This is a genomic window from bacterium, from assembly GCA_024226335.1.
In the GTDB taxonomy this organism is placed as follows: domain Bacteria; phylum Myxococcota_A; class UBA9160; order SZUA-336; family SZUA-336; genus JAAELY01.
In genome coordinates, this window is sequence record JAAELY010000454.1 from 15,669 (window position 1) to 40,547 (window position 24,879).

Annotated in this window: 22 protein-coding genes; 6 read left to right on the forward strand and 16 right to left on the reverse strand. The window is 61.5% G+C overall.

All coding sequences use genetic code 11. The annotated features are described in order from the left end of the window. The 5 genes from GY725_21805 to GY725_21825 all read right to left on the reverse strand — a co-directional run bounded on the left by GY725_21805 (position 1) and on the right by GY725_21825 (position 7,208). On the reverse strand, positions 1–1,188 hold the full coding sequence (locus tag GY725_21805; protein MCP4006824.1) for a hypothetical protein: 1,188 nt from the start codon (positions 1,186–1,188) through the stop codon (positions 1–3). 17 nt (positions 1,189–1,205) lie between these two features. Continuing rightward, positions 1,206–1,694 (reverse strand): L-2-amino-thiazoline-4-carboxylic acid hydrolase, encoded by a 489-nt coding sequence (locus GY725_21810; GenBank protein MCP4006825.1) that lies wholly within the window; start codon positions 1,692–1,694, stop codon positions 1,206–1,208. Between the two features lie 86 nt (positions 1,695–1,780). Beyond that, complete coding sequence (locus GY725_21815; GenBank protein MCP4006826.1) at positions 1,781–2,908, reverse strand: response regulator; 1,128 nt, start codon at positions 2,906–2,908, stop codon at positions 1,781–1,783. Further along, positions 2,905–6,510 carry a response regulator gene (locus GY725_21820; protein ID MCP4006827.1) on the reverse strand — a complete coding sequence of 1,202 codons (3,606 nt, stop codon included), beginning with the start codon at positions 6,508–6,510 and terminating at the stop codon, positions 2,905–2,907. The genes GY725_21815 and GY725_21820 overlap by 4 nt, the downstream gene beginning before the upstream one ends. Continuing rightward, positions 6,465–7,208, reverse strand: coding sequence for a hypothetical protein (locus tag GY725_21825; protein MCP4006828.1), 744 nt, complete (start codon positions 7,206–7,208; stop codon positions 6,465–6,467). The genes GY725_21820 and GY725_21825 overlap by 46 nt, the downstream gene beginning before the upstream one ends. A gap of 79 nt (positions 7,209–7,287) precedes the next feature. Here GY725_21825 and hisH point away from each other — a divergent pair, with 79 nt between their 5' ends. Beyond that, positions 7,288–8,085 carry an imidazole glycerol phosphate synthase subunit HisH gene (gene hisH / locus GY725_21830; GenBank protein ID MCP4006829.1) on the forward strand — a complete coding sequence of 266 codons (798 nt, stop codon included), beginning with the start codon at positions 7,288–7,290 and terminating at the stop codon, positions 8,083–8,085. Beyond that, positions 8,079–8,858: an imidazole glycerol phosphate synthase subunit HisF gene (hisF, locus tag GY725_21835; GenBank protein MCP4006830.1), complete on the forward strand. Its 780-nt coding sequence runs from the start codon at positions 8,079–8,081 to the stop codon at positions 8,856–8,858. The genes hisH and hisF overlap by 7 nt, the downstream gene beginning before the upstream one ends. 30 nt (positions 8,859–8,888) lie before the next feature. Here hisF and GY725_21840 read toward each other — a convergent pair whose 3' ends face one another. Next, entirely contained in the window at positions 8,889–9,905 is a 1,017-nt protein-coding gene (locus tag GY725_21840; GenBank protein MCP4006831.1) for an aminoglycoside phosphotransferase family protein, read from the reverse strand. A 60-nt stretch (positions 9,906–9,965) separates the two neighbouring features. Then, positions 9,966–11,225: an alpha/beta hydrolase gene (locus tag GY725_21845; GenBank protein ID MCP4006832.1), complete on the reverse strand. Its 1,260-nt coding sequence runs from the start codon at positions 11,223–11,225 to the stop codon at positions 9,966–9,968. Between the two features lie 236 nt (positions 11,226–11,461). Between GY725_21845 and GY725_21850 the strand changes: the two genes are divergently transcribed. Beyond that, a complete protein-coding gene (locus GY725_21850) occupies positions 11,462–13,150 on the forward strand; it encodes a thiamine pyrophosphate-binding protein (GenBank protein MCP4006833.1) in 1,689 nt (562 codons plus the stop codon). 147 nt (positions 13,151–13,297) lie between these two features. Here GY725_21850 and GY725_21855 read toward each other — a convergent pair whose 3' ends face one another. Both GY725_21855 and GY725_21860 read right to left on the reverse strand, forming a co-directional pair. Then, the gene (locus GY725_21855; protein MCP4006834.1) at positions 13,298–14,086 is read right to left on the reverse strand and encodes an SDR family oxidoreductase; all 789 of its coding nucleotides are present in this window, start codon (positions 14,084–14,086) and stop codon (positions 13,298–13,300) included. Between the two features lie 39 nt (positions 14,087–14,125). Further along, positions 14,126–14,746, reverse strand: coding sequence for a hypothetical protein (locus tag GY725_21860; GenBank protein ID MCP4006835.1), 621 nt, complete (start codon positions 14,744–14,746; stop codon positions 14,126–14,128). Between the two features lie 139 nt (positions 14,747–14,885). Here GY725_21860 and GY725_21865 point away from each other — a divergent pair, with 139 nt between their 5' ends. Both GY725_21865 and GY725_21870 read left to right on the forward strand, forming a co-directional pair. Next, on the forward strand, positions 14,886–15,692 hold the full coding sequence (locus GY725_21865; GenBank protein ID MCP4006836.1) for a DUF169 domain-containing protein: 807 nt from the start codon (positions 14,886–14,888) through the stop codon (positions 15,690–15,692). Then, entirely contained in the window at positions 15,689–16,855 is a 1,167-nt protein-coding gene (locus GY725_21870; protein MCP4006837.1) for a pyridoxal phosphate-dependent aminotransferase, read from the forward strand. The genes GY725_21865 and GY725_21870 overlap by 4 nt, the downstream gene beginning before the upstream one ends. Positions 16,856–16,888: 33 nt before the next feature. Here GY725_21870 and GY725_21875 read toward each other — a convergent pair whose 3' ends face one another. The 4 genes from GY725_21875 to GY725_21890 all read right to left on the reverse strand — a co-directional run bounded on the left by GY725_21875 (position 16,889) and on the right by GY725_21890 (position 21,850). Then, entirely contained in the window at positions 16,889–18,736 is a 1,848-nt protein-coding gene (locus GY725_21875; GenBank protein MCP4006838.1) for an ABC transporter ATP-binding protein, read from the reverse strand. A 5-nt stretch (positions 18,737–18,741) separates the two neighbouring features. Next, positions 18,742–19,215 (reverse strand): nitroreductase family deazaflavin-dependent oxidoreductase, encoded by a 474-nt coding sequence (locus GY725_21880; GenBank protein MCP4006839.1) that lies wholly within the window; start codon positions 19,213–19,215, stop codon positions 18,742–18,744. A 116-nt stretch (positions 19,216–19,331) separates the two neighbouring features. Continuing rightward, complete coding sequence (locus GY725_21885; GenBank protein ID MCP4006840.1) at positions 19,332–20,708, reverse strand: aspartate aminotransferase family protein; 1,377 nt, start codon at positions 20,706–20,708, stop codon at positions 19,332–19,334. Positions 20,709–20,728: 20 nt separating this feature from the next. After that, entirely contained in the window at positions 20,729–21,850 is a 1,122-nt protein-coding gene (locus GY725_21890; GenBank protein MCP4006841.1) for a hypothetical protein, read from the reverse strand. Positions 21,851–22,011: 161 nt separating this feature from the next. On the opposite strand from GY725_21890, the gene GY725_21895 reads away from it, so the two are divergent. Further along, positions 22,012–23,205 carry a CoA transferase gene (locus tag GY725_21895; GenBank protein MCP4006842.1) on the forward strand — a complete coding sequence of 398 codons (1,194 nt, stop codon included), beginning with the start codon at positions 22,012–22,014 and terminating at the stop codon, positions 23,203–23,205. Positions 23,206–23,229: 24 nt separating this feature from the next. Here GY725_21895 and GY725_21900 read toward each other — a convergent pair whose 3' ends face one another. The 3 genes from GY725_21900 to GY725_21910 all read right to left on the reverse strand — a co-directional run. Continuing rightward, positions 23,230–24,069: an enoyl-CoA hydratase gene (locus tag GY725_21900; protein ID MCP4006843.1), complete on the reverse strand. Its 840-nt coding sequence runs from the start codon at positions 24,067–24,069 to the stop codon at positions 23,230–23,232. A 34-nt stretch (positions 24,070–24,103) separates the two neighbouring features. Further along, positions 24,104–24,580 (reverse strand): PaaI family thioesterase, encoded by a 477-nt coding sequence (locus tag GY725_21905; protein MCP4006844.1) that lies wholly within the window; start codon positions 24,578–24,580, stop codon positions 24,104–24,106. 83 nt (positions 24,581–24,663) lie between these two features. Then, on the reverse strand, positions 24,664–24,879 hold a 216-nt coding region (locus GY725_21910; protein ID MCP4006845.1), incomplete at its 5' end, for a hypothetical protein.

Sequence of the window (24,879 nt, forward strand, 5' to 3'; positions counted from 1 at the left end):
TCAGACTTCCTCTTTCGATTCGATCTCGCGGGCTCGCTTCAAATCGCCCTCGAGGACGTCACGCAAACCCGTGCTACCGCACAGAGTTAGCGTGATCCTGCCTTCATCCTGGATGTCGAGCTGACGCTCGATCCACGGGAAGGTGTTCTGTAGGAACTCGCCAAGCTCCTTCAGATCGTCCACAAGTCCGGGACGGCGTGAGAAGTGCAGCCGGTAGCCGTCATCGAGGGGTTGAGGGTGTCTGCACTCTCGAAACAGGCTCTGGCGAAGCTCCACGAAGCGGATCGCCCTCGAGTCGTCGTGGCCGCGAATCTCTTTCAGTAGAGGGAAATCCTTCGGGTCGATCGCGATGCGTGCAATCGGAACGACCGGCTTGCGGTTGCTGAACTCGAGGCCGATCGGACTGAAACCAGCTGCTCGCACCCGCTTGAATCCGTCGGAAGGCAGAAGGTACACGGATCCGCTGGTGAACGGACCGGGACTAGCGTGCAGGAAGGTCTCTCCGATCGAGAAGTGATACAGACGAACCTCCGTGCCGTCCCGCTCGAAGGGCATGACCACATTGTGAAACGATCCCCGGTAGCGAGCGCGGTCGAGGATTGCATACGCCATTGCCCAGGTACCGTCGGCGCAGGCGGAGATTCCACTGTCATTTTGATCGCGTGCGGACCCCATCGTTCGGCGCTTCGGTTCGAGGCGAGCAATCGAAGTATCGTTGGATCCGTGTAGGAGCAGGCCGCGCTCTTCGCACAACCACTGCAAGAAGAGGTGTCTCTGGTAGGGCAGGTCGTAGTCGATGTTATCGCCTCCGGCCCCGGACACGTAATCATCGTAGAAGGCCGAAAACGCGCCGTCGATCGCCGCGCCGATGGGCTCGACGGTCTTGCAAAGATAGGTCAGTCCGTCGGGGACTACGCGTTCAAAGCGCATCAATCCGGCCAGGTTGACTCCCGCGATCGCGCCATCCACATCGCGGTCGAAGTTCAAAGGGACGCCTTCGAAAGCTCCGGATGCGAACTCAAGCCGATCGGTAGCGTCGGACTTCGCGGGCCGCAGGGACATGTCGACCCAGGCCGGTGCGCCCGGTAGATGAAACATCAGACCGGAAGGCTGCTCCAGGATCTCGAAGCCGGGGCCGCCGCGGCCTCCATAGGGTCCTGTGTAAGCCCGGCCATCATCTCCATCCATCGTCACCCCCGGGGGTGTCACTCCATCCTGTTGATACGATAGCAGAAGTCGCAGTGGCTCCCGCCCTCCATGATCGTCTGGCTGCGCTGGAACTCTACCGCCGCTCCGCCAATCTCGGCCACATACGCGTCGCCGTCGCAGAGCAGCATGGTGCCGATCTCGGTCTCGCCCAGAGCCTGGAAGAGTTCGGCGTACTTGCAGCGCTTGACATCGAACTGCATCGATTCGGGACCTACTTCGCGAAATTCCATCTCCAGCTGGGGTCCGTTGACACTCGCCGATCGACTCATCATGGACCGGAACCTTTCGAGCGGCGATCCTCCCAGCTGTTCTGCCTGATCGCGAATGCGCGCGCGCGATACTTCTTCGATCGCCGCTTGTAGCAATTCTCGAGTGCGCTCCTCGCCGATTTCTTCGCGCAGGGCGCGGGCTAGCGGAAGCAGAACCTGGGCCTGAATCTTCACGTAGTCCATGGTGGTGATGTCAGCGCTGGTCGCGAGTTCCAAGAGGCCTCCGGCGTGTATTCCGGAGATGCTATCACCGTCGCGTACTTCGCGCGAAGCTATGCGTTGGGCTGCGGCTCGGCCAGACCTCAGTCGTCCTCTGTCTTTGGAGTTTCCTCGGCGGGAGCCAGCGTGGCGTAGAAAGTACTCCCGCCCGAGTCACCCGACTCTACCCAGATCTGGCCTCCGTGGTGTTCCACTACCTTGCGGCAGGTCGAGAGGCCGAGGCCGCTGCCTTCGAACATCGTCTGTGAATTGAGCCGCTCGAAGGTTCCGAAGATCCGCTCGCGATCCGCTCCTGGAATGCCGATCCCATTGTCCGCGACTGCTATATGCCAGCGATCCCCGATCCGTTCAGCTGAAATCTCGATCGACGGGTGCTCTTCCGTCCGGAACTTGAGTGCGTTGGCGATCAGATTCTGCAATAGCTGGATCAGCAACGTCTCGTCACCCCAGACGCTCGGAAGATCCGCGATCTTGATGCTGGCTTCCGTTTCCGCAATTTCGGTTGCCAGGTTCTCGAGCGCCCGAGAGGCGATCCCGGCCAGTTCGAGCGCGCGCATCGGCTCGCCCGATTTTCCCACCCGGGCGAACTGCAGCAGGTCTTCGACCAGATTCGTGAGCCGACAGCTATTGCGCTGGATGGTCTCGATGTACGTGGTCACGTCTTCAGAGACGTTCAGATCGGCGAGTTCTTTCTCGAGGAACCCCGAGAATGTCGCGATGCGGCGAAGTGGGGCCTTGATATCGTGGGCCGCAACCGACGCGAATTCATTTACTTCCCGGTTCTTCTTTTCCAACGCGCCGTTTGCTCGATCCAGTTCGCGCCGGCTCTCGTATAGTTCGAGAAAAACTCGCACCTTCGAGAGCAGTATGTCGGGGTTCAACGGCTTGAATAGAAGGTCAACCGCACCTGCGGAATAGGCGGACAGCACGATGCTGTCGCTCTTGTTCAGCGCCGTCAGAAAGACGATGGGCGTGACCTGAGTCTTCGAGTGGTTCCTCAGCAAGCTTGCGACTTCATACCCGTCCATCTCCGGCATCTGGATATCGAGCAGGATGAGTGCGAACTCGTTGTTGATCGTCAACTCGAGTGCTCGCTGGCCGGATGTGGCCTTGACCAGTTCGGCATCGCACTCGTCGAGCAGGGCTTCGATCGCGATCAGATTGGCCGGTTGGTCATCGACGATCAGAATACGGGGTCGTGGATCGCTCATTCGTCACCTCGTCTGCGGTAGATCTGTTGATCCTTTGAAAAATCGTCGAAGTCCTTGCGACAGCTGGAGAAGCAGAGGGCTTCCCGAGAGCCCAGGCAGAGGAAGCCGCCCGGTTGGAGGCTGTCCTTGAACAGTTCGATGGCTCGATGCTGTAGCTCCGGGTCGAAGTAGATCAGCACGTTCCGGCAGATCACCACGTCTACCTCGGTGAAGACGTCATCATTGGCCAGGCTATGGTGAGAGAAGACGATGTTCTTCTTCAACGCGGAGTTCACGATGGCCGCGTCGTAACGCGCCAAATAGTAGTCGGAGAACACACCGGTCCCACCCGATTGCTGGTAGTTCGAAGTGGAATCTCTGATTCGCGTGATCGGGAAGATTCCTTCGCGTGCTTCCTGCAGTGCAGCTGCGTCGATATCGGTCGCGTAGAGGAGCGACCGGTCGTACAGGCCCGTCTCTTGTAGAAGAATGGCCATGGAGTAGACCTCTTCCCCGGTGGCGCAACCGGCGTGCCAGAACTTCAGATGCGAGCGATCCTGAAGCGAAGGCAGAAGCCGTTCCCGGGTCGCCCGGAAGTAATCCGGATCGCGGAACATCTCGGTAACATTGATGGTGAGGGCACCCAGTAGCGTATTGAACAGCGGGCGGTTGGCGAGGATCTCCTTTCGCAACTCTTCGATGCTCCCGAGTCCGGACGAATTGAGAGTACGCTGGACCTGACGCTTGAGCGATGAACTCCGGTACTGGCGGAAGTCGTAGTTGTAGGTCTGGAGAACCGTTTCGAGAAGACCGAGGAGTGCCCGGTCTTCTTTCGTGGCCTTGGCCGTTATGGCGATGATCGGAAGCTGGTTGAAGTTCTCCCGGGCTCGAGTGCGTCGCATCGCCTCGTAGCCGTCCATTTCCGGCATCATGATGTCCATCAGTACCAGGTCGATTCCTGGCTCCCGCTCCAGAGATTCGAATGCATCCAGGCCGTTTGCGGCCATCACGATTTCGGCACCGTACTGCTCGAGGGTACTGCTGATCGCGAACAGATTGCGCATGTCATCATCTACGAGCAGCAAGGTCTTCCCTGCGAATGTGGTGTCCTCGTCGTGGATGCTTTCGATCTTTCTCTGTTGCTCCTCTGGAAGCTGCCGATTCACGCGATGCAGGAACATCGCGGTCAGGTCCAGCAGTTTCTGCTGGGCTGAGGCGTCCTTGTGGATGATCTGGGTGGCGGGATGGTCGAGACGTGCGAGCTCATCGCGACTGAGTTCCCTTCCGAGCAGCGCGGCGATGCCGCTGCGAGCCGACGGATCGTCATCGACCAGGAGCAACTTCCTGAAAGGTCTGTCGAGCTGGCCTTCGATCCGTTCGAAAACCTCACCGAGCTGGATTGGATCGAATGCCCCCCTCAGGATCGTTACCTGCTCTGACTCTGGTATGCCACTACCACCCCTTTCAGTGGCGATGATATGGACCGGAATGTCTCGAGTCGCGCGGTCTCCGTGGAGATGTTCGAGGAATACCTGTTCATCGAGATTCGATTCAGCTGCATCCAATAGGATTGCGCTCGGGAGCTGGCGTCTTGCCATCTCGAGTCCGGACCCTCCGGTGTCTGCAAATAGACACTCGAAGCCCCGCTGACCTGCGAACTCGCGCAGGGTTTCTCCCAGTATGCGGTTCTCGCCAATCACCAGAACGGTTGGTGCATCTGGGCGAAGAATCACGCTGGTTTCCCGAGCCGGATCGACGGACGTACTCGGCTCCGCCGAAGTTGCGATTGACTCGGGCAGGATGAGCGTGAAGCAGCCTCCGACTCCCTCTTCGCTCTCGAGATGCAACTTCCCACCTAGCAACCGGGCAATCTGGAGGCTGATGGAAAGGCCGAACCCCGTTCCTCCGTACTCGCGCCCAGTTGTCCCGCCCGCCTGGTTGAACGCATCGAAGATGGTCCCGCGTTGGGCATCTGGAATTCCTGAACCCGTATCGGTGACCGAGATCGCGATCTTGGAGGATCCGTTGGCGGAGCTTCTGTCCCACTCGCCACGCTCTTCCGGTCGGCCGATGCTCAAGCGGATGCTGCCGCGCTTGGTGAACTTGAGGGCGTTGGAAAGCAGGTTCTTGGTCACCTGGCCGACGCGTTGTGCGTCCGTCGAGATGTGACTCGGCAAGCCATCTTCGATTTCGAGTTCCAGGGCAAGCCCGTTTCTTTCGGCTCCCGCCTTGAAGCGGCGTTCCGCCTCCACGAGGATCTCGGCCAGTTCGACCCGCTCCGTGTTCACCTTCATCTTTCCGGCTTCGATCTCTCGTTTCTGCAGCTCCAGGGATCGGGTCTTCTCCTCCAGTTGTTCGTTGCTCGACTGCAATTCCTCGTTCTGTGCCTGTAGTGATTCTTCCGAAGCCTGGAGCATCTGAGTCTGGGATTGCAGCTCTTCGGACTGGGCCTGACTCTCTTCAAGCAGTTCTTGCAAACGAATCCGAGACTGCATTGCTTCGATGCTGACCGCGATGCTCTCCTCTGTCCGCTTGAGGAACTCGATGCAGCGATCCTCGAAGGGTTCGAACGCTCCCAGCTCGACCACTCCAGCGACCACACTGTCGCGAACGAACGGCCAGACGATGATATTGCGCGGTGACGAATCGCCCAGCCCTGAGCGGATCGTGAGAGAGTCATCGGGCGCGTCGGTGAGAAGGATGTGCTGCTTTTCCAGCGCGGCCTGGCCGACCAGACCCTGGCCGTATTCGAACCTGTTGGCGAGGTTCTTGCGCGTCTGAAAGGCGTAACTTCCAACTAGTTGGAGCTGGCGTTGTCCGCTGGCGACGTAGAGCGCACCTACCTGGGCATTCAGATATTTGGCCAGATAGGTGACCGTATCTCGCGCTAGTTCGGTGATGTGTTTGTCGCCGCGCAATTTCTCGCTGAGTTCTGTCTGGCCTAGCTTGAACCAGTTCTGTCTGTCCTGGATATTCGCGCCCTCGCGCAGATCGGACACCATATCGGCGAAACTGCGACTCAGTCCTCCGAGTTCATCTCTGCGCGCACTCTCGATCTCCTGCTCGAGTTTGCCGCTGGCTATCAGGCCGGCCGCGTCCGAGAGCTGTTCGATGGGTCGAACGATTCGGCGGGTAACCAGGGTCGCGATTGCCAGGACGAGCAGCGCAGTGAACGCAAGAGTACTCAGAATCAGAATCTTCAACTCGTTGGCCGGGGCGAGGATCGTCTTTTCCTGGACCTCCGAGATCACGGCCCAGCGCGTGCCGGCAATCTCCAGATTCAGATGAATGCCCAGGACCCTTTCACCGTTCGGTCCGGGATAGACGGATGCGGCCTTAGCCCCGTCGCGGACCGCCGTTCTATCTGCCTCCTGCGCTGTTAGCCAGAGCCGAGTCTGTTCAGTGTCAATGCGGTGGTTCAGGTATGCCCCCGAGCCAGGTTCTTGCGGGCGGGCGATCCGTTTCGGGCTATCGGTCGGGTCTGACTCGGGCATCGGGGAGCGAAGGCTCAGACCCCACTCGGGAGTGAATCCGACCAGATAACTTGCGGCTCCCAAGTCCATGCCGCCCGTCTCCATCACGCCCTCGCCGATCTTGTCGGTGTTGTTCTGGACTGCGACCACACCCTTTTTCCACCGTCTTTGTCGGCAATGATGGAGACCAGGAAACCGGCTGCCATATCGTTCGACGGGCTGTAGTGCTCCAGGTCGGAAGATGTGAGTCTTCCGGTTTCCAGCGTCTCGCGAACGGCGTGCCCGAAATGCGTATCCGCGTAGGGTCCGTCGAAGAGGTTGGTGCCCAGATCATCTTCCTCGGTGATCGAGAACAGGATGTTGCCTTCGAAGTCGATCAGGAAGACGTCGTGGTAGTCGTACGTCCGCTTGAACGACCTGAGGTCATCGCCGCCCGGGCCCGCGATCTGGGTCCAGCGGAGGCTGCCGACGAAGTCACCGGCGTCCTGCCCGCTCTTTTCGAACCCTTCTCGAAGTCTGGCCAGGAAACGGCCGTTGTCGACGCTCATCGCCAGCGTGCCCACGTCGATCATCCGGTACTCGAACCAGTTGCTGATGAAGGTGGATTTCTGTTGCACGCTGCTGGTGAGTTCGCGGTAGGCCGCGGCGTTCAGAGTTTCGGTTGCTCTGGAATAGCTGAGCAGGCTGACCGCGATGAGCGGGGCCAGCGAGACGCCGAGGAACCACGACAGCAGTTTCTGCTTGAGGCTCGTGCGCGGGCCGATAGAACCCGTCCGAGTTGAACCTGCAGCCAGGTGGCCGCGCTCCGTTGCGTCGGAATCGGACTCCATGATCGACTTCGTGCTCATCCCCACCCCGGGCTGCAACGGTCGGTCGTAGGTCCTCGATCTTTGGCTGGAAACACCACTGGAAGCGCTTATCGTGAAGATGCGCAGCACCCTTGAACCGGTTCCTGCACTCTGGCTTCCTCGAGAGCACCGCTCGCGGGGCGCGGTTGGCGCCCCGAGTTCCTCTTCTTCTGCTTCGGTGCCATCGCGTACACGAGAGTTCGGGAGTGATTCTGTTTGGAGTGATGCTAGCCTGCTCGTCCACGGGGAGGAGTTCGTGATCACCATCGTCGACTACGGTGCGGGCAATCTGCGCAGCGTGGAACGGGCTTGCCGGGCCGTAAACATGGATTCCCGTTTCAGCCGCGATCCGAAGGAAGTTCTTTCGGCCGAGCGCATTCTATTTCCCGGTGTGGGCGCGGCCGCCAGCGCGATGCAGGCGCTGCACGAGCGTGGCCTGGGTGAGGCACTCGAGCAGGCGGTCGCCAGGGGAGTTCCAACCCTGGGGATCTGCATCGGTTGTCAGATCGTGCTCGATCACTCGGAGGAGGGCGATACTCCTGCGCTGGGTTTGATCCCGGGCCGTACGGTGCGCTTTCGGATCGACGACCCCGAGCTGAAGATTCCCCATATGGGCTGGAACGAAGTGCGCGTCGCGCGCCCGCACCCGCTGCTCGAGGGCATCGAAACCGCCGACGAGTTCTACTTCGTGCACTCCTACTACCCCAGGCCTGACGACGACGCCCATGTGTTCGCCACGGCCTCCCATGGCGGGGAGTTCGCCTGTGCAGTGGGCAGGGACAATCTATTCGCCACGCAGTTTCATCCCGAGAAGAGCGGGCGTCTGGGCCTGGCGATGCTGGAACGCTTCGCGCGCTGGGACGGTCAGTCGTGCTGAGCAAGCGCGTGGTGGCCTGCCTGGACGTGCGCGACGGGCGCCTCGTCAAGAGCGTGAAGTTCGTCGATACCAAGGACATCGGCGACGTGGTCGGGCGCGCGCGGCAGTACTACGAAGACGGTCTTGATGAACTGGTGCTCTACGACATCACCGCTTCGAGCGATCACCGCAACATCATGCTCGAGGTCGTCGAGCAGGTGGCTTCGGAGATCTTCATTCCCTTCTCGGTCGGTGGCGGCATCCGCGCAGTAGACGACGCCAGCGCGTTGCGCCTGGCCGGCGCCGAGAAGATCAACGTGAATACCGCGGCCGTGGCCAACCCTCAGTTGATCGCCGACTGCTCCCACGCGATCGGTGCTCAGAGCACGATTCTATCCATGGACGTGCTGCGCGTGGACGCCGCGCAGGGCTGTCCTTCAGGCTATGAGATCGTCACCCATGGCGGCCGAAACCATACGGGCGTCGATGCCCTGGACTGGGCAAAGCGCGGCGAGGATCTGGGCGCCGGCGAGTTGGTCGTCAACTCGATCGACGCCGATGGCACGAAGCAGGGGTACGAACTCAAACTCACACGCATGATCGTCGAGGCCGTCGGCATCCCCGTGATTGCCTCCGGCGGTGCGGGCGAACCCGAACACCTCTACGACGTACTCACCGCGGGCGGTGCCGACGCGGCGTTGGTCGCCTCGATGGTTCACTACGGCACCCACACCGTGTCAGAACTCAAGCAACACCTGCACGAGCGCGGCGTGAAGGTGCGGATGGGCTACTGAACCGGGACCGTTGCCGAGAGACTCTCCGTCTCAGCTCCGCGAGGCGTGTGAGAGCTGAGATTCCAAGAGAGGCTCCAGCCACTGCCGGAGTGTCAGTCCTTCGGGGAACCACATCTGATTGCGTTGTCCGTAGAGCCAGATCACCACGCGGTCTCGAAGACTGTAGATTGCAAACCGTTCGAGGAAATGAGCGCGGGGAGGACGGAGTTCACAGTAGGCGCGCACGAATGTGCGCATGAGTTCCGGATTGAGGCGTGCGAGTTCCCACGCAGTGCGTGAAAGATCCGCTTCGCCGTCTCCTGCGTGTGCTTCCTGTAGATCGAATACGCCGCTCACCCGCCAACCGCTCGCTCCGTTGCATTGTACGAGCGAGTTTCCGCGTTTGTAGTCGTGGTGCACGAAGCTCGGCTCGAAAGGCACGTCCAGCGCTTGCGAGCGCTTTTCGACTTCGTTGAGCAACCATGTGACGTCTTCTTCGGAAGTGGCGTCCGAAGCTTCCCGGCTCTCTCTTAGCTGATCTTCGATCCCGTCGACGATGTGTCTGCGGTAGGGCATCGAATGGCCCACGACACCACCGACCGTCTCGTCGAGATGGCCCCAGACGGGCCAGCGTGGCGCCTGTAGTCTCGCCAGCGCAGAACCCATCGCCGCAGCGATTCCCAGATGATCCTCATGGGAAAGACCGTTCCAGATCTCCGGGACGCCGCACATGACGCCCGGTAGTCTTGGCATGATTGCGTATTCCCAGCCGAAGAGCGTCGGATCCCGTTCGAGCAGATAGGGCCAGGGCACCGGTACGTCGGTATCCCGATGCAGCCTTTCGCAGAAGTAATGCTCCGTGCTCAACTGGCCCGTATGGGGGTACCCGCGCAGCACGAACTCTCCTCGCGAGGTCGAAAGGAATACGATCTGCCCGAACAAACCCTGAGTTGCGGGTTCAGCGGCCCGCAGTCGACCGAGATCGAAGCGGTCGATCGCACTCTGAAGCTGCTCGGCACTGAGTACGCCGAGACGATCGGAGTATCTGCGTGTGAGTTCTAGTGCCATCTAAAGCGCAGGGCATGTATCGAACATCGAGTATTTCCGCCGGATGTTGCGAAAGATCGATCAGGTGGAGCCGGTGGCGCGACGCTGCAGTTCGCGCGACCACGCCCAGCCGAGGAAGCGCTCCACACCCCTTACGACGTGGGTCGTGCGCAGCGAATGGAAGGTTTCGAATGCGTGCTGTGCACCCGGAAGTTCCGCATAGCAAACAGGTTGCTTCGAGGTTTCGTGGAGGCGTCGGTAGAACAGTCGTGCCTCTTCTACGGGTGTCAGGCTGTCGTGGGTCCCCTGCAGGATGAAGAACGGCGGCGCATCGGGGTGGATTCTGTGTAGAGGCGAAGCCTTTTCCCAGTCTTTGTGGTGGTCTGCGAGTGAAGTCTTCATGACGTTCTTTTCGAGAAACTCGATCAGCCCATTGTGAAGCTGGCGTCCGTAGGTGTTTGTGAAGTCGTAGACGCCGTAGAACGGAACGCACGCCTGAACGCGCGTGTCCTCCGCTTCGAATCCCGGTTGCCACTCGGAATCGTTACCCGTCAGTCCGACCAGGGATGCCAGGTGGCCACCGGCCGAGCCTCCGGTCGCCACGATGAATTCCGGGTCGCCGCCATACTCGGAGATGTGATTGCGGACCCAGGCTAGCGCCCGCTTCACGTCGACGATGTGATCGGGCCATGTGGCTTTGGGCGAGAGTCGGTAGTTGATCGAAACGCAAACCCAACCGGCCCGGGCGAGTTGCAGCATCAGGGGCAAGGCCTGCTGGCGTTTCTGGCCGATCACCCATGCACCGCCGTGAATCTGGAAGAGCACGGGCGCACCCTGTGCGCCTGTCTTCGGCACGTACACGTCCAGCAGTCCTCGGAAGCCGTGCTCTGGGGCGAAGCTGATGTTTGCGTGTCGCCGGACTTCCCCGTCAAATAGCATGAAGGGTACGAGCCTTCGGCCCTGTTGCAGAGGGCGTTCCATCGCTTCGGCCACTTTGGGTTCGATCTCGTCTCGATAGCTCTCGCCCAGTCCGTCCGCGAGCGCGAGATCGATGGCGGGTGCCGCTTGCCGGGAGTTCACGGCCAGACCGAACAGGCCGACCCAGGATGCCAGAGTGATGCCCAGGCCCAACCAGCCCGGCCAGTCTTCAAGGGCCCCCGACGACACGAAGAAAACAGTGGCAATCACTTGCCAGGCGAAGTGATGCGAAGAGAGTTCAGAGGTGAGCCAGCCCGCCAGAAAGCTCGGCGCCGCAAGGCTGCCGCGCACCCGTGCGGGCAGATACGCATTGAAGGTGAAACACGCTCCGACGACGGTCACGATGAGAAACACCCATGGCATTTCTGGAGTCTGCCAGAGAATTCGCCTGTCTGCCGCATTGCCTGCCTGCCGCATTGCCTGTCTGCCGCATCGGATTCCAGCCCCACCGGATTCCAGTGGCCGATACCCAGATCTTCTGGATTTCCGGGTAGACTTGCCCCGTGCGGGAGCGCGGCCGGGAAACGGCAGCCCGCGGGGAAATCCAGACTCGAGTTGTCCCATCGGACAGTTCGAATCAGAACACGGAGGGCATCGAGATGGCGGTGATTGACGGTGGAGCCATGTTCGGCAGGGCGTTGCGCAATGAAGGCGTGGACAGGGCTTTCGTCCTGTGTGGCGGGCACATCATGCCCATCTTCTACGGCATGCGGGAAGCCGGTATCGAGATTATCGACATGCGCCACGAATGCGCGGCCCTCTACGCGGCCAGTGCCTATTCGCAGGTGACGGGAAAGCCTGGTGTCGTGGTGACGACCGCCGGACCGGGCGTGGGCAACACGGCGGCCGGCATGATGGAGGCGGATAGCCTGGGTGTGCCGATCTTGCACATCGGCGGTTCGGTGGCCGTGAACCAGGCGGATGCGGGCGATCTACAGGACATGTCCACTCTGAAGTTGATGGATTCCTGCTGTAAGTGGGCGCGCAAGATCACGAGCGTGGGGCGAATTCCGGAGTATGTGGCGATGGGCTTTCGTCAGGCGATGGATGCGACGCCTGGGCCGGTGTATCTGGAGGTTCCGACGGATCTTCTGTTCCAGAAGATGGAAGAAGAGACCGTTCGTTTCCCGGTGAACTACCGGGCCAGTGCAATCCCCTGCGGCGACCAGTCTTTGGTGGATGAGGCGGCGCAGCTTCTGGCAAACGCCGAGCGGCCTGCAGTGATCGTCGATGATGGAGCGCGCTTCAACATCGGAGACCACGCGGAGGCCATCGCGGAACTCTCGGACTATCTGAAGATGCCGGTGGGTGTGAACCGGATGTGTCGCGGATTGTTCGGCGACGAATCGAAGAACCCGCAGCTCACGTTGAACTCGGCCATGGCGCGCGCCGATGTGCTTCTCACACTGGGCTGCCGTTTCGACTTCCGCCTGGCGCAGGGAAGGATCATCCCCAAGGACGCAAAGGTCATCCAGGTGCATCACGATGCGCGGCAGATTGGTTTCAATCTCCGGGCAGACATCGGCATCGTCGGCGGTTCGGGCCCGGTGGCCAGCCAGATCCTGGGGGCGGTCAAGAAGACGCGGGCCAGGCAGGAGAAGAGTGAGTGGATGGATGCCGCCACACAGATCGCCGCGATCAGTTCGAAGGCCTACACCGACGGGTTTGCTGCAGAGGGATCGCCGGTGCATCCCGGCCGTTGCGCGGCCGAAGTCGCGAAATTCCTCGAAGAGGACGGTCGCGACTGGACGCTGATCACCGATGGCGGTGAGGCTTCGGTCTGGATGGGGGGCGCATCCACTGCTTACCGTTCGGGGCAGATTCTGGGTACGGGTCCAAACGGCACGATCGGCACCGGACCGGCCCTGGCGATCGGCGCCTGGGCGGCCAATCGGAAACCGGTGCTCTGGTACACGGGGGACGGGAGTTTCGGCTTCTATGCGATGGAACTCGACACCATGGCGAAGCTCGATATTCCGGTCGTGTGTGTGATTTCGAATGACTCCGCCTGGGGTATGATCCGGCTGGCCGAAAAGTACATTCGGCCAGAGGACGTCGGCGAGAACGGCCATTGCAACGTCGACCTGCACCCGATGCGGGCCTACGAGAAGATGACGGAGATGTGGGGTGGGTACGGCGAGAGCGTCAAGGACCCGGCCGAGATCGTACCCGCCATCAAGCGGGCGGTGGCGCACGGGAAGCCCTCGATCATCAATGTCGAGGTGGACCAGGTAAGTCTGTCGCCGTTCATCGCGGGTTACGCCAAGTCCCTACAGGCTTCCGAGTAGGAGGCTTCGCGCCGCACTCCAGATAGGGAGCAGATATCTGAAAGGCTGGGCTAGCTGGTCATCGGTAGCGGTCTGGCCGCGATCTCCTTACGCGCGCTGGCCGCAAATCGCGGTCGGCGCGCGCGGGTCTTCATGGAGATCCGGATACTACGAGCGAGCCTCGAGTTGTCTGCGAAAAACCGCTCGTGCGGCCGTTGGGAATAGCCGCGTCAGACGGTCGCTGATGCTCAGTTGCCGATTGCCGAACCAGTGCAGTTTCTCGCCGGACGCGGCCGCCCAGATCAGTTCCGCGACTTCCGCCGGGGTGTGCTCGAGCCCCATGCTTTCGACCAGCTGACTGGTGTCTTCCTGTTCCGAGATCATTTCGGTATCGACGTAGGCAGGTAGCACGTCACAGACGACGATCCCCTGCGATTCGAACTCCAGGTTCAGTGCTTCGGTCAGCCCGCGCACCGCAAACTTGCTAGCCGAGTAGGTACTGTGATCGGGAGTCCCGTACAGAGAGGACGCGGAGCACATATTGATGATGTGCGCGCGTCCGTGTGCTCCTGCGTTCGCGCGCAAATGCGGGAGCGCGGCCGCGACGCCGTTGACCACGCCTCCGATGTTCACGTCTAGAGTGCGCGTGTGCATCTTGAGCGGTACCTGCTCGAAACGTCCCATCTGCAGAACACCCGCGTTGTTCAGTATTACGTCGAAGCGACCAAAGTGATTCTGGAACGAGTCCGCGGCCTCGGCAAACGCGTCTGCATCGGTCACGTCGAGTTCGGCGGCGAAACAGCGCGATCCGAGTTCTGCCGCAAGCGCTTCGACGCCCGGCCCGTTGACGTCGTACAGACCCACCGCGCAGTCCCGAGCGTGGAAGAGTCGCGCCGCTTCGCGACCGATCCCTGTGGCTGCACCCGTGATGAATACCGTTCTGTGTGGACTCGCCAACTCATTCTCCAATCCGTCGATCCGATCGGAAACTCTAACTCAGCCCGTCTTCTCTCCGCTGTAGCGTCGATAGCACCAGAAGACCAACCGGCTGAACACGGGCACCATCAAGACCCAGGGCAGTTGAGTCTGGAACGTGATGGCGCGCCCGTTGATCTCGAAGAGGACGAAGTTGAACCAGGGTCCGGTCGGGATCAGGGGAGCCCAGGAAAGGGGGAGCCCGGGTTTCACCTGATCGTGAATCATGTATTCCACGTAGATGTTCTGTCCCACGAAAACGACGGCCAGTATCAGGAGGGCCGGGACTTTCCAGCGCCTGAAGGCCGTATCCCTGAAGCCGTAGAGCGACCAGATCAGGAACAGGCCGATCGCGCAGATGGCTGCATCGAAGAGCGAGGTCAGAACCCAGTTCAGATGCAGCGGAATCGCCTCCGACATCGCTGCTGCGCGGCGTTCGTCCACGGGCAAACCGCCCACCAGGCCGTAGGTGTACCAGACCTCCCAGCCCAGGGCGCAGATCGCGAAGGAATAGCCGTAGACCGCGACGACCCACCTGGGCAGTTTCCCGAGCAGGTAGAGAACTGCGACGATGGCGGCTGGAACCAGGGCCGACAGATAGAGGTTTCGCACCACGAAAGCCTGTTCCTCGGTCAGTTCCATTCCGCGATCCCCTGGACTGCTTTTCGGTGTCCCCGGGGGCCACTGTACTCGACTCTCGAAGGGATTGGCTTCCGGACTGGCTCGATCCGTGGCAGGATCGTGGGGCTCTGCGAGTCATGCGGAGGGAGGATCGTGCGCGATGGTCACCAGAAACTGTTGGAACGACGACACCGAATACGATTTCGCGGCGCTCGTGGCTGGTTTGAATCAGTTCCTTCGCTTGCGGGCCACGCCGGTGGGAATGAAGAGGTTCCGCGAAGAGAGCGAACTCGCGCAGATCCACCGCCTGCGCCGACCTGCGGACGGTGAAAAGCTCGCCACGGATCAGATCGTAGGCCAATCCCGCTGGCTCGGTTACACGATCGGAATCACGATGGAGAATCTGGTCGGATCACAGTGTGGCGCGGTAGTCGGGTTGCATCCGCGAGATGAGAACTTCCTGAGTGGCAATGCGTTCAATGGTGTCTGGTACGGCGATCTCGAAAGCAGTGCCAGCCACCAGTGCGAGATGTCCTGTGCGCCCTACGGTGAGTACGAAGCCCTGGTCGTCTCGCCGCTGACCTCCGCTCGCATCGACAACCCGGACATCTGTCTGATCTACGGAACTCCGGGGCAGATGATTACCTTGATGAACGGACTCCAATACCGGAACTACAAGAAATACGCCTTCACTTGTGTAGGCGAGAGTTCGTGTGCGGATTCCTGGGGCAATGCGTTAAAGACCGGTGAGCCCTCACTCTCGCTCCCTTGTTATGCCGAGCGCAAGTTTGGAGGAGTACAGGACGACGAACTCCTGATCGCTCTGCCGCCCAGCTATCTGCCGCAGATCGTCGACGGACTCGCCTCCCTCAGCAAGAGCGGGCTTCGCTACCCCATCCCGAACCATGGCCTCGACAAGTCACCGCTGGCCAGCCTCGCCCAGAGCTACGGGGACCGCTCGCGATGAGCGTTCATCTCGACGTAACGCTTGAAGAACTGCGGCTAAAGCGCGGAGGCAAGTGGACCTCTTACGATCCAGACGTCATCCCCGCATGGGTCGCCGACATGGATTTTCCGATCGCGCAGCCGATCCACGATGCAATTCGTGGAGTCCTGGGGCGCGAGGATTCCGGATACCCCGGGACACCCTCTCTGAGGAGCCTGGCTCCCGCCTTCGCAAATCGCATGAGCGAGCGCTACGGCTGGGATCCCGCCCCTCCCAAGGTCTTGCCCGTCGGAGATCTCATCCAGGGAATGATTGCGGCCGTGGGCACCTTCACCTTGCCGGGCGAGGGCGTAGTCATCCAGACGCCCATCTATCCGCCTTTTCTCAAGATCGTGTCCACGTTAGGTCGCACACTGGTCGAGAATCCACTGGTGGCCGGTCCCGAGCGCTACGAGATGGATCTGGACCAGCTTCGAAACGTGCTCGACGATCGGACCCGCGTGATCCTGCTCTGCAATCCGCACAATCCAACGGGCCGGGTCTTCGAACGGCGCGAACTCGAGGGAGTCGCCGAACTGGCCCTAGAATACGATCTGATCGTGGTTTCGGACGAAGTCCACTCCGATCTGGCCCTGGACGAACGGATGCACATCCCCTTCGCCTCACTCGGACCGGAGGTCGCAGCTCGCACGATCACCCTCATGGCCGCGACCAAGGCTTTCAATATCGCCGGTTTCAAGATTGCGCTGGTCCACTTCGGATCCCGGGAGTTGAGGGATCGCCAGATGGCCGCCTTCCCGCAACGTCTTCTCGGAGTGCCCAATGTCTTTGGTATCGAAGCCACGCTCGCGGCCTGGCGCGATGGAGGGGAATGGCTATCGGCGGTCGTCGAGCAACTGCAGGCCAACCGAACGACGCTCAGCGAGTATTTGAGGAAGCACCTTCCCGAAATCTCTTTTCGGCCACCCGAGGCCAGCTATCTGGCCTGGCTCGACTGCAGCGCCCTCGGCCTTTCCTCGCGGCCCGCGGAGTTCTTTCTTTCCGAAGCCCGGGTCGCATTCAACGACGGCCAGGAATTCAGCGAGCGCAGCGAGGATTTCGTGCGTTTGAACTTCGCGACATCCCCGCAGGTCTTGCACGAGATCCTGGAACGGATGAGAAGGGCAGTCGGCAACGCGGGTTGAGGGGCGATCGTTCCCTGCGGCCGAGATCCGGGATCAGGTAGCCGCGACGCTGGCGCCGGTTTCGGCTTCCGGCGGCTCGCTGGCAATGCCGAAGGTCTGCATTTCTACCAGCCGCCGGTAGTGGCCTCCAGGCCGCCGGACGAGTTCTTCGTGCGAGCCTTCCTCGACGATCCAACCCCTGTCGAAGACCAGTATGCGATCGACCTGGCGGATCGTCGAAAGCCGGTGCGCGATTACGACGGCGGTGCGCTTTTCCATCAGGGCGGTCAGCGCGTCCTGGATCAGCTGTTCGGTGATCGAGTCGAGGCTCGAAGTGGCTTCGTCGAGCACGAGAATCGGCGCGTCTGCCAGGATGGCGCGGGCAATCGCCACACGCTGGCGCTCACCTCCCGAGAGTTTTACGCCGCGCTCGCCGACCAGGGTGTCGTAGCCGCTTTCCAGTCCGACGATGAACTCGTGCGCGTGAGCGCGACGCGCGGCTTCGATGACCTGAGTCCGGCTGGCCTGCGCTCGGGCGTAGCCGATGTTGTCGGCCAGGGAGCGGTGAAAAAGGATGGGTTCCTGCGGTACCACAGAGATTGCGCGTCGTAGGGATTCCTGCGTGACCTGTGAAACGTCTTGATCGTCGACGATCACACGCCCTCCGTCGACGTCGTAGAGTCGCTGCAGGAGCTTGGCGAAGGTGCTCTTGCCGGATCCCGATTCGCCGACCAGGGCGAGTTTTTCCCCTGGACGGATCTCGACCGCAAGGCTCTGAAAAACCGCCCTCGGCTGGTTGCCATAGCCGAACGACACGTTTTCGAAGCGAATGCTGCCCGTGCCCGGACGAAAGCCCGCAGCACCGGGAACGTCGTCGACCTGCGGTTCGGTCGCGAAGATGGCGACCAGATCATCCAGTTCATTGATCGCCCGCTGCGCGTTGCGCACCTGCCAGCCGATGTTGCGCAGGTAGCTGTGAACCACCAGGTAGGTGGCGATCACGTACACCGCTCCTTCGATCCTCGCTTCGCCACTGCCCGGGCGCAGCAGCACCAGACCCAGAAGCCCCCCCAGCAAGAGCAGGAGCATGAGCGATTGCGCGGCTCCGGCATCCATACTGCGCAACCAGGCGCGTCGTGACTCCAGTCGCCAGGTCTGGCTCGTCTGGTCGAAACGCTCGTCCTCGCGCTCTTCAGCGCCGAAGGACTTGACGACGGAATTACAAGTGATGGCGTCTGCGAGAGCGCCACCTACCTGGGTGTCAGCGTCGTTCGAGAGCTGGTTGGCCGGCGCCACGTACTTGAGCGAGAGCGCGATGCTGATCGCGACGAAGATGACGACGGCGGTGCCGAAGTACAGCCCGAGTGCCGGATCCTTGATGAGCATCGCCACGGCAAAGCCGACCATGAGTCCCAGCGCGGGGCCGAGATCGATGACCAGAGTGTCGGCCAGCGAATCATAAGCCCACATCCCTCGCGTAATCTTTCGCTGCGTGGAACCGGAAAAGTGGTTCGAGTGCCACGCGAGGCTGAAGCGCTGGACCTGGCGAAAGCCGTCGCTCACCAGCTTCTGCATGACCTGGGAAGCCAGGTACATCCAATTGCGCAAGTACAACTGCTTGACGAGGAAGACGGTCGCGAAGACGAGCACCAGAATCCCCGCGGTTCGCCAGGCAGCCTCGGGACTCCCGCTGCCGGAGAGGTGCTTTTCCGTGGCGACGACCAGTTCAGCGGAAACCCGCGGAATCTGGACCTCGAGAAGTACGCCCAGCGAGGTGCCGGCCAGCATCCCAGCCGAGCGCAATGGAACACTCCGCCAGTAACCCCACACGAAGGAGAGCACTTCGAGAACCGATGTGCGCTCCTCTGCGGATGGACGGATGCTCTCGCCGGACTCGCTCATTCTGGCTAGGGGCGTGGCTCGCAGATGAACACGGGGATGTCCCGATCGGTGCGGGCCTGATAGGTCGCATATTCCGGGTAGTGCTCGCAGCAGATAGGCCAGACCTCGGCCTTTTCGTCGGGAGTCGCACGACGTGCACGCAGAGCCAGTGTTTCGCCCTTCACGTGGACGTCGATATCCGGATTCTTGACCAGGTTGTAAAACCAGGTCGGGTGTTTCGGAGCGCCGCCTAGCGATGCCACCAGGATCACGCCTCGGTTGAACGGCACGTACATCAGGGGTACGTCGCGTCGTTTACCCGATTTGGCGCCAATCATCGACGCGACACAGATATCGCGACCGCCAAACGTACCCATGCTCGCGCCTTTTGATTTGATGTAGCGGCGCGCATTGAAACGCGAGAATGGATTCATGATCCACTTCATCACCTTCAACTGGCCTTCGCTGATCGGCTTGGATTTGGAACTGGGTTTGGTCATGCCAGGGCTCCTTCAGGGGAAAGGATTCGGACCTGTAGTGTACGTCTTCGGGCAAGCCCGTCGACGCTAGTGCGACCAGGCTCCTGAATATCAGCTAGGGAAGCTCAGATCAGGACTCAGATCAGGAGGTGGGGCATTTCTCGTTGCAGGCCCGGTTTGAGCTCAACCAGTGCGTCGTCCAGTGCGTCGATTGCGCGATCCACGTCGCTCTCGTTCATGGCCGCAGACGTGCAGTACATGAGCCGGCTGGCACTCGCGATTCCGCGTTGCAGCATCAGCAGGTGCAGCAGTCCGTTCACGAAACGGGACGAGACCATGCCCGCGATGCTGTCGCGCGGGTTGTCGAGGGAGGAATCGGTCAGATGCACGTTCGACAGCGAGCCGATTCCCGAGGTCCGCCCGCGTACGCCCTGGCGCGCGAATGCCCCGTCGAAACCTTCGCGCAGGCGGACACCGAGTGCATCGATTCGCCTCGTCAACTCATCATCGACCTGCGGCAAGGTCGCTGCGCCGGCCGCCATCGAAAGCGGGTTTCCGCTGAAGGTGCTCGCGTGCATCACCGGTTGCCTTTCGTCGGGATGGAACACGCGCATCAACTCTTCCGATCCACCGAAGGCGCCGATGGGCAGGCCGCCGCCGATGATCTTGCCCATGGCCGTCAGGTCCGGGATGACGCCCTGAAGCGCTTGCGCGCCACCGGGTGCGAGGCGCAGGCTGATCACTTCGTCGAAAATGAGCAGCACGTCGTTGTCGCGGGTCGTCTCTCTGAGGGTTTGCAGGAACTCGCGTGTGGCCGGGATCATGCCCATGCTTCCAAGCACCGGTTCGACGATCACCGCCGCGAGTTCGTGCGCGTGACGCTCGATCAAGGCTCGCGCCCGCTCCGGCTCGTTGTACGGGCAGATTACGACATCCCCCAGAACACTCTCGGAGTGACTCCGATCGATCGGCACCGGTTGCGGGGCATCGAGAGGCCCCGCAAGACCGGGAAGCGGCGCCAGGCTGACCTCTGCCAGTTCGTAACTACCGTGGTAGCCGCCTTCCATCTTCATGATCTTGCCGCGTCCGCTGAAGGCGCGCGCGCAACGCAAGGTCATCAAGGTGGCTTCGGTGCCGGAACTCGTGAAGCGGAGTTGCTCAACCGAGGGAACCCGTTCGCGAATCAGGCGGGCCAGATCCACCTGGCTCCGCGTGGGTGCCGCATACGCAGAGCCACGCGCCATCTGTTCGCTGACGGCATCGACGATCTTTGGATTGGCATGCCCGAGAATCAAGGAGGTGTAGTTGTTCATGAAGTCGATCAACTCGTGACCGTCGGCGTCGAACAAGCGGCTGCCTTCCGCTCGTTCGATGAACAGGGGATAGGGCGCGTAGTGCGCACTCATACGCGTATCGCCGCCCGGGAAGCAGCGCCGTGCTTCCTCGATCAGTTGCGCCGAGTTCGGCGACCAGTGCGTATAGCTCTCGTGGATCGCAGTCTTCAGGTCGGGCATGTGTCGTGAATCCTCGGAGATCAGCGGGCCGGGTCGAGCAGGCTCTTGAATCCGTAACGCGGATGGGGTCCGAGGTGAATCTGCTCCAGAACGCCAATCCCCTTTTGATCGCCGCTCGTCGCCATGACGACTTGTTGGATGTGCTGGTTCTCGAGCGCGTTCTCATCCAGATCAGCGCACTTCCACTTCTCGCCCCCGATGACCAGTTCGCCTTTCCAGCGGCCGTGGCCCCACTCGGGATGCAGATAGCCGATGCCCTTCATGCGGAAGCAAAGGACCGGATCGAGCCGGATGTCTTCGCGCTTGCCGTCGGCCTTGAGCAGTGTGATCTCCGCCGCACTTGCCCTTCGCGTACCGGAAACGAAGCTCAGATGATGCTCGCCGCCCGCGAGGAACTCGGTCGCGGGATCCTCCGTGCCGGGGATGTCGTCGGGATCTTCGTATACGGGGCAGATCATGCCGTCGGTATGCCAGCGCACGCCGTGTTCGTTCTCGAAAAGACCCAGGTGCGTGCACCGGTCTTCCCAGTGCAGCGGGGCCCACAGGAAGAAGATGCCCCCCGGAGTGGTCGGGGGGGCGCCCACCGGAGCGGGGTCGCCTACCGGTCGGATGCCCCAGCTCCGATCCTTCGTGCCGTGCACGCGCCGCGGGTCGACTTGCACGGTCTTGCCGTCGTAGCGGATCTCACCTTCCCAGCGCCCGAACTGGTTGAAGCGCGTGGCTTCCATGCGCCCGACGCGTCGTCGCGAGAGCTGGTGACCTTCTTCGATATTCGCGGTGCGCGGGATCCACTGCAGTTCGCCCGAGATGCCGGTCTCGTTGTCAACGAGAGTGATCTTGAGCCGCTTCATGGGCTCCTGGATGTCTAGCTTCCACGGCCCGATACTCAGGTCGGTGGGCTCCTGCGGTGCGCGGCGGGAAGCGTGAAAAGAGTGCTGCTCGCCATCGATGACGATCGAAACCGCGCAGTCCATGGTCTCGAGGTTTGGATACAAGGCGGCGGCGACGGCGAAATAGAAGGCCCCGTCGTCCTGGTAGCCGTTGAACCAGTAGCGATCGTACACGTGCCGATCACTGGACGCCGGATGCGCGACGGGCTCTGATGTCTGGTGGATTGGGTAGTCGTCCATCTTGCTGAGCATGAGTTTCCTCGCTTGGTGGCAGGCTGCGCGATCAGTGTAGCTCGGAACCCGTACGCAAGGGGATGCGGCACTTCGCTCCGGGGGACGGTCTCACGCCACGAAACCCCCGCTTTGCTGGGGTATGATGGGGTGGCGTTTCAGGCACGCAAAGGAGCTTCACCATGCCCGGTCCACTCGATGGTATTCGCATCCTCGACCTTTCGGCGGTCATGTCCGGTCCGCTCGCCGCGACCCTGCTGGCGGATCAGGGCGCCTCGGTCATCAAGGTCGAAGCACCCGGTCTCGGCGACATCTTGCGTTATGTCGGGACCAGTCGGAACGGCATGTCGGGCACGTTCCACCTGACGAACCGGGGCAAGCGCGGAATCGTGATCAACCTGTCGGAGGAGCGGGGCCTGGCCTTGTTGCGCGATCTCGCGAAGCAGAGCGACGTGGTGATCCAGAACTTCCGCCCCGGAGTCGTCGAGCGCATGGGCATTGGATACGAAGCGCTGCGCGAGCAGAACCCCGAGATCGTCTATCTGTCAATCAGCGGTTTCGGAGCCGAGGGACCTCTTTCGGACAAGCGGGTCTACGACAATGTGATCCAGGCGTACAGTGGCCTGTGCGACACACAGGCGGATTCAGAAACCGGTCAGCCACAGCTGATCCGCCAGCTCATCTGCGACAAACTCACGGCCAATGCTGGAGCGCAGGCCATCACTGCGGCGTTGTTCGCGCGCGAGCGAGGCCAGGGCGGCCAGCACGTGCAACTCGCGATGATCGATGCCGCCATTCAGTTCATGTGGCCCGATGCCGCCGCGAACCACACCCTGCTCGAAGAAGGAGTCATGGCGCAGCCCACGATCGGCAGTCGCTACACCCTCACACGGATGTCGGATGGCTGGGCAACCGCGACGCCGCTGACGGACTCGGAGTTCCAGGGACTGTGTCGTGCGTTCAATCGCTCCGACGCGGCCGAAGATCCCCGCTTTGCCACCGTAACCGACCGCATGCAGAACCTGGGCGAGCTCGCAGAACTTCTGGGCTCGGGGATTGCCGAACAGGCCGCGAAGATGACCCGTGAAGATATCGCGACGCGTCTTCACGCCGAGGATGTGCCTTCGGGGATCGTATACACGCTCGACGAACTGCACCACGACCCGCAGGTGATCGCCAACGGTATCTTGCAGGAGAGCGAGCATCCCAGTTGTGGGCGAATTCGCGAGACTCGGCCCGCACCCGTCTTCGCGAAGACACCGGCCGCTGCAGGCGGACCGGCGCCGACGCTGGGACAGCACACAGACGAAATCTTGCGCGAGCACGGCTGGGGTGATCGGGTCGCCGAACTCAGGGAAGCCGGAGTCGTCGCCTGATCTCTTCCGTCGATCGCGCGTAGGTCAGTCGTTTACGCGCAGGACTCCCTGATCGATCACGACCTGGCCGTCCTGGTCCTTCGTCTGGAACTGGCACTCGTTGCCATCGACCCAGATCGACACGGTCAGAGCGTCGCCCGGCATGACCGGCTTGGAGAAGCGCGCGTGCATCGAGCGGAAGCGCTTCGGATCGCTGCCGCACACGGAGTGCAGGAGGGCTCGCCCCGTGACCCCGTAACTGCACAGTCCGTGCAGGATCGGTCGATCGAAGCCGCCGATTTTCGCGAACGAGGGATCGGAGTGCAGCGGGTTGCGGTCTCCGGAGAGTCGATACAGAAGGGCCTGGTCGACGCGTGTTTCGTAGCGGACTTCGTGATCGGCCTTGCGCGAAGGAAGTTCCCAGGTGGGGGAGGGGCCGCGCTCACCTCCGAATCCGCCTTCGCCGCGCAGGAAGAGGTTCATCTCGGTCTTGAACAGCGGCTTGCCAGTGGCCACGTTGAGCGATTCGGAGACCAGGTCGACGACCGCGCCCTTGCCCTTGTCCCAGATACCCGCGATCGAACCGGTGCTTTCGATCTCGCCGTCCGCCGGGATCTCGTCGTAGAGTTCAATGCCCTGGCCTCCGTGGAGCAGGAGGGCCGGGTTGAAGTCACCGATCTTGCTGAACGGTACGCCGCCGCCGCCGAGGACCACACCCATGGTCGGCAGCACGCGCTGCGGAGTGTCCTTGGTGTTCTCGGTCGTGAATTGAAGCTCATCGGTTCCCGCTCCGACGCCTAGCGCGTAGAGCAGAGCGTCCTTCGAAGTCCAGGAGCGGCGTTGTGCTTCGCCTTTTTGTCCGACTGCATCGGGATTGACGGCCATGAGGGATTCCTTTCGCGTTTCTTCGTTGATTCAATCAGGTCAGGATGCGGTACAGAACCGTACCACGAGCGGTGATGTGTCCGTCGGTCGCGCTCGCGACCTCGACATCCGACCAGAAGATCTCGTTGTCTCGCTGTGTGCAGCGACCGAACGCCACGAGATCGTCCCTGGGCGCGGGGGTGAAGTTCTCGACTTGAAGAGAGGGAGTCGACGCCTTGAATCGACCGGGTCCGGACTCGGCCCAGGCAGCCATGGCGCCGGCCGTGTCCAGGAGCGCGAGTACGGCACCTTCGTGCACACCGCCCGACAGGTCTGCATTGTCTTCGCGATAGGGCATCACCAGGCGCGACGTGCCGCCGGTCATGTGCTCGACGGCGATTCCGCGGTTGCCGATGAACGGCACCTGGCCGATGAACGGTCCCATGGAACCCGGTTCGGCCAGGCCGTGGTCGCCTTTCGAAACGGGTGTTTCTATAGCGGTCGCACCCTTGCGCCCGCGCACCGTGGTCATGATGTTTGAGTTGTGGTCCGAAGAGTGTGCCTTTCGAGTCCGCAGGTCTTCTCGGAGCAGGCCATCTGCCCCATTCACCAGCCTCAGTACGCGTAAGAGAGTTCGTGACTCCGCCCACCCGGAAGTCTGCGGGTCGGAATGCGCCGCTCGTAGCAGCTCTTCAACCAGACCGGAAGGTCCATCCGAGAAGCGAACAAGCGCTGACTCAGCAACGCTCGAACCGAGTAGCGCCGCTGCGTGATCCCCAGGTACTGCGCCGGAGTCTCATCCCGGCGACGCTCCGAACGAGACTTCACGTA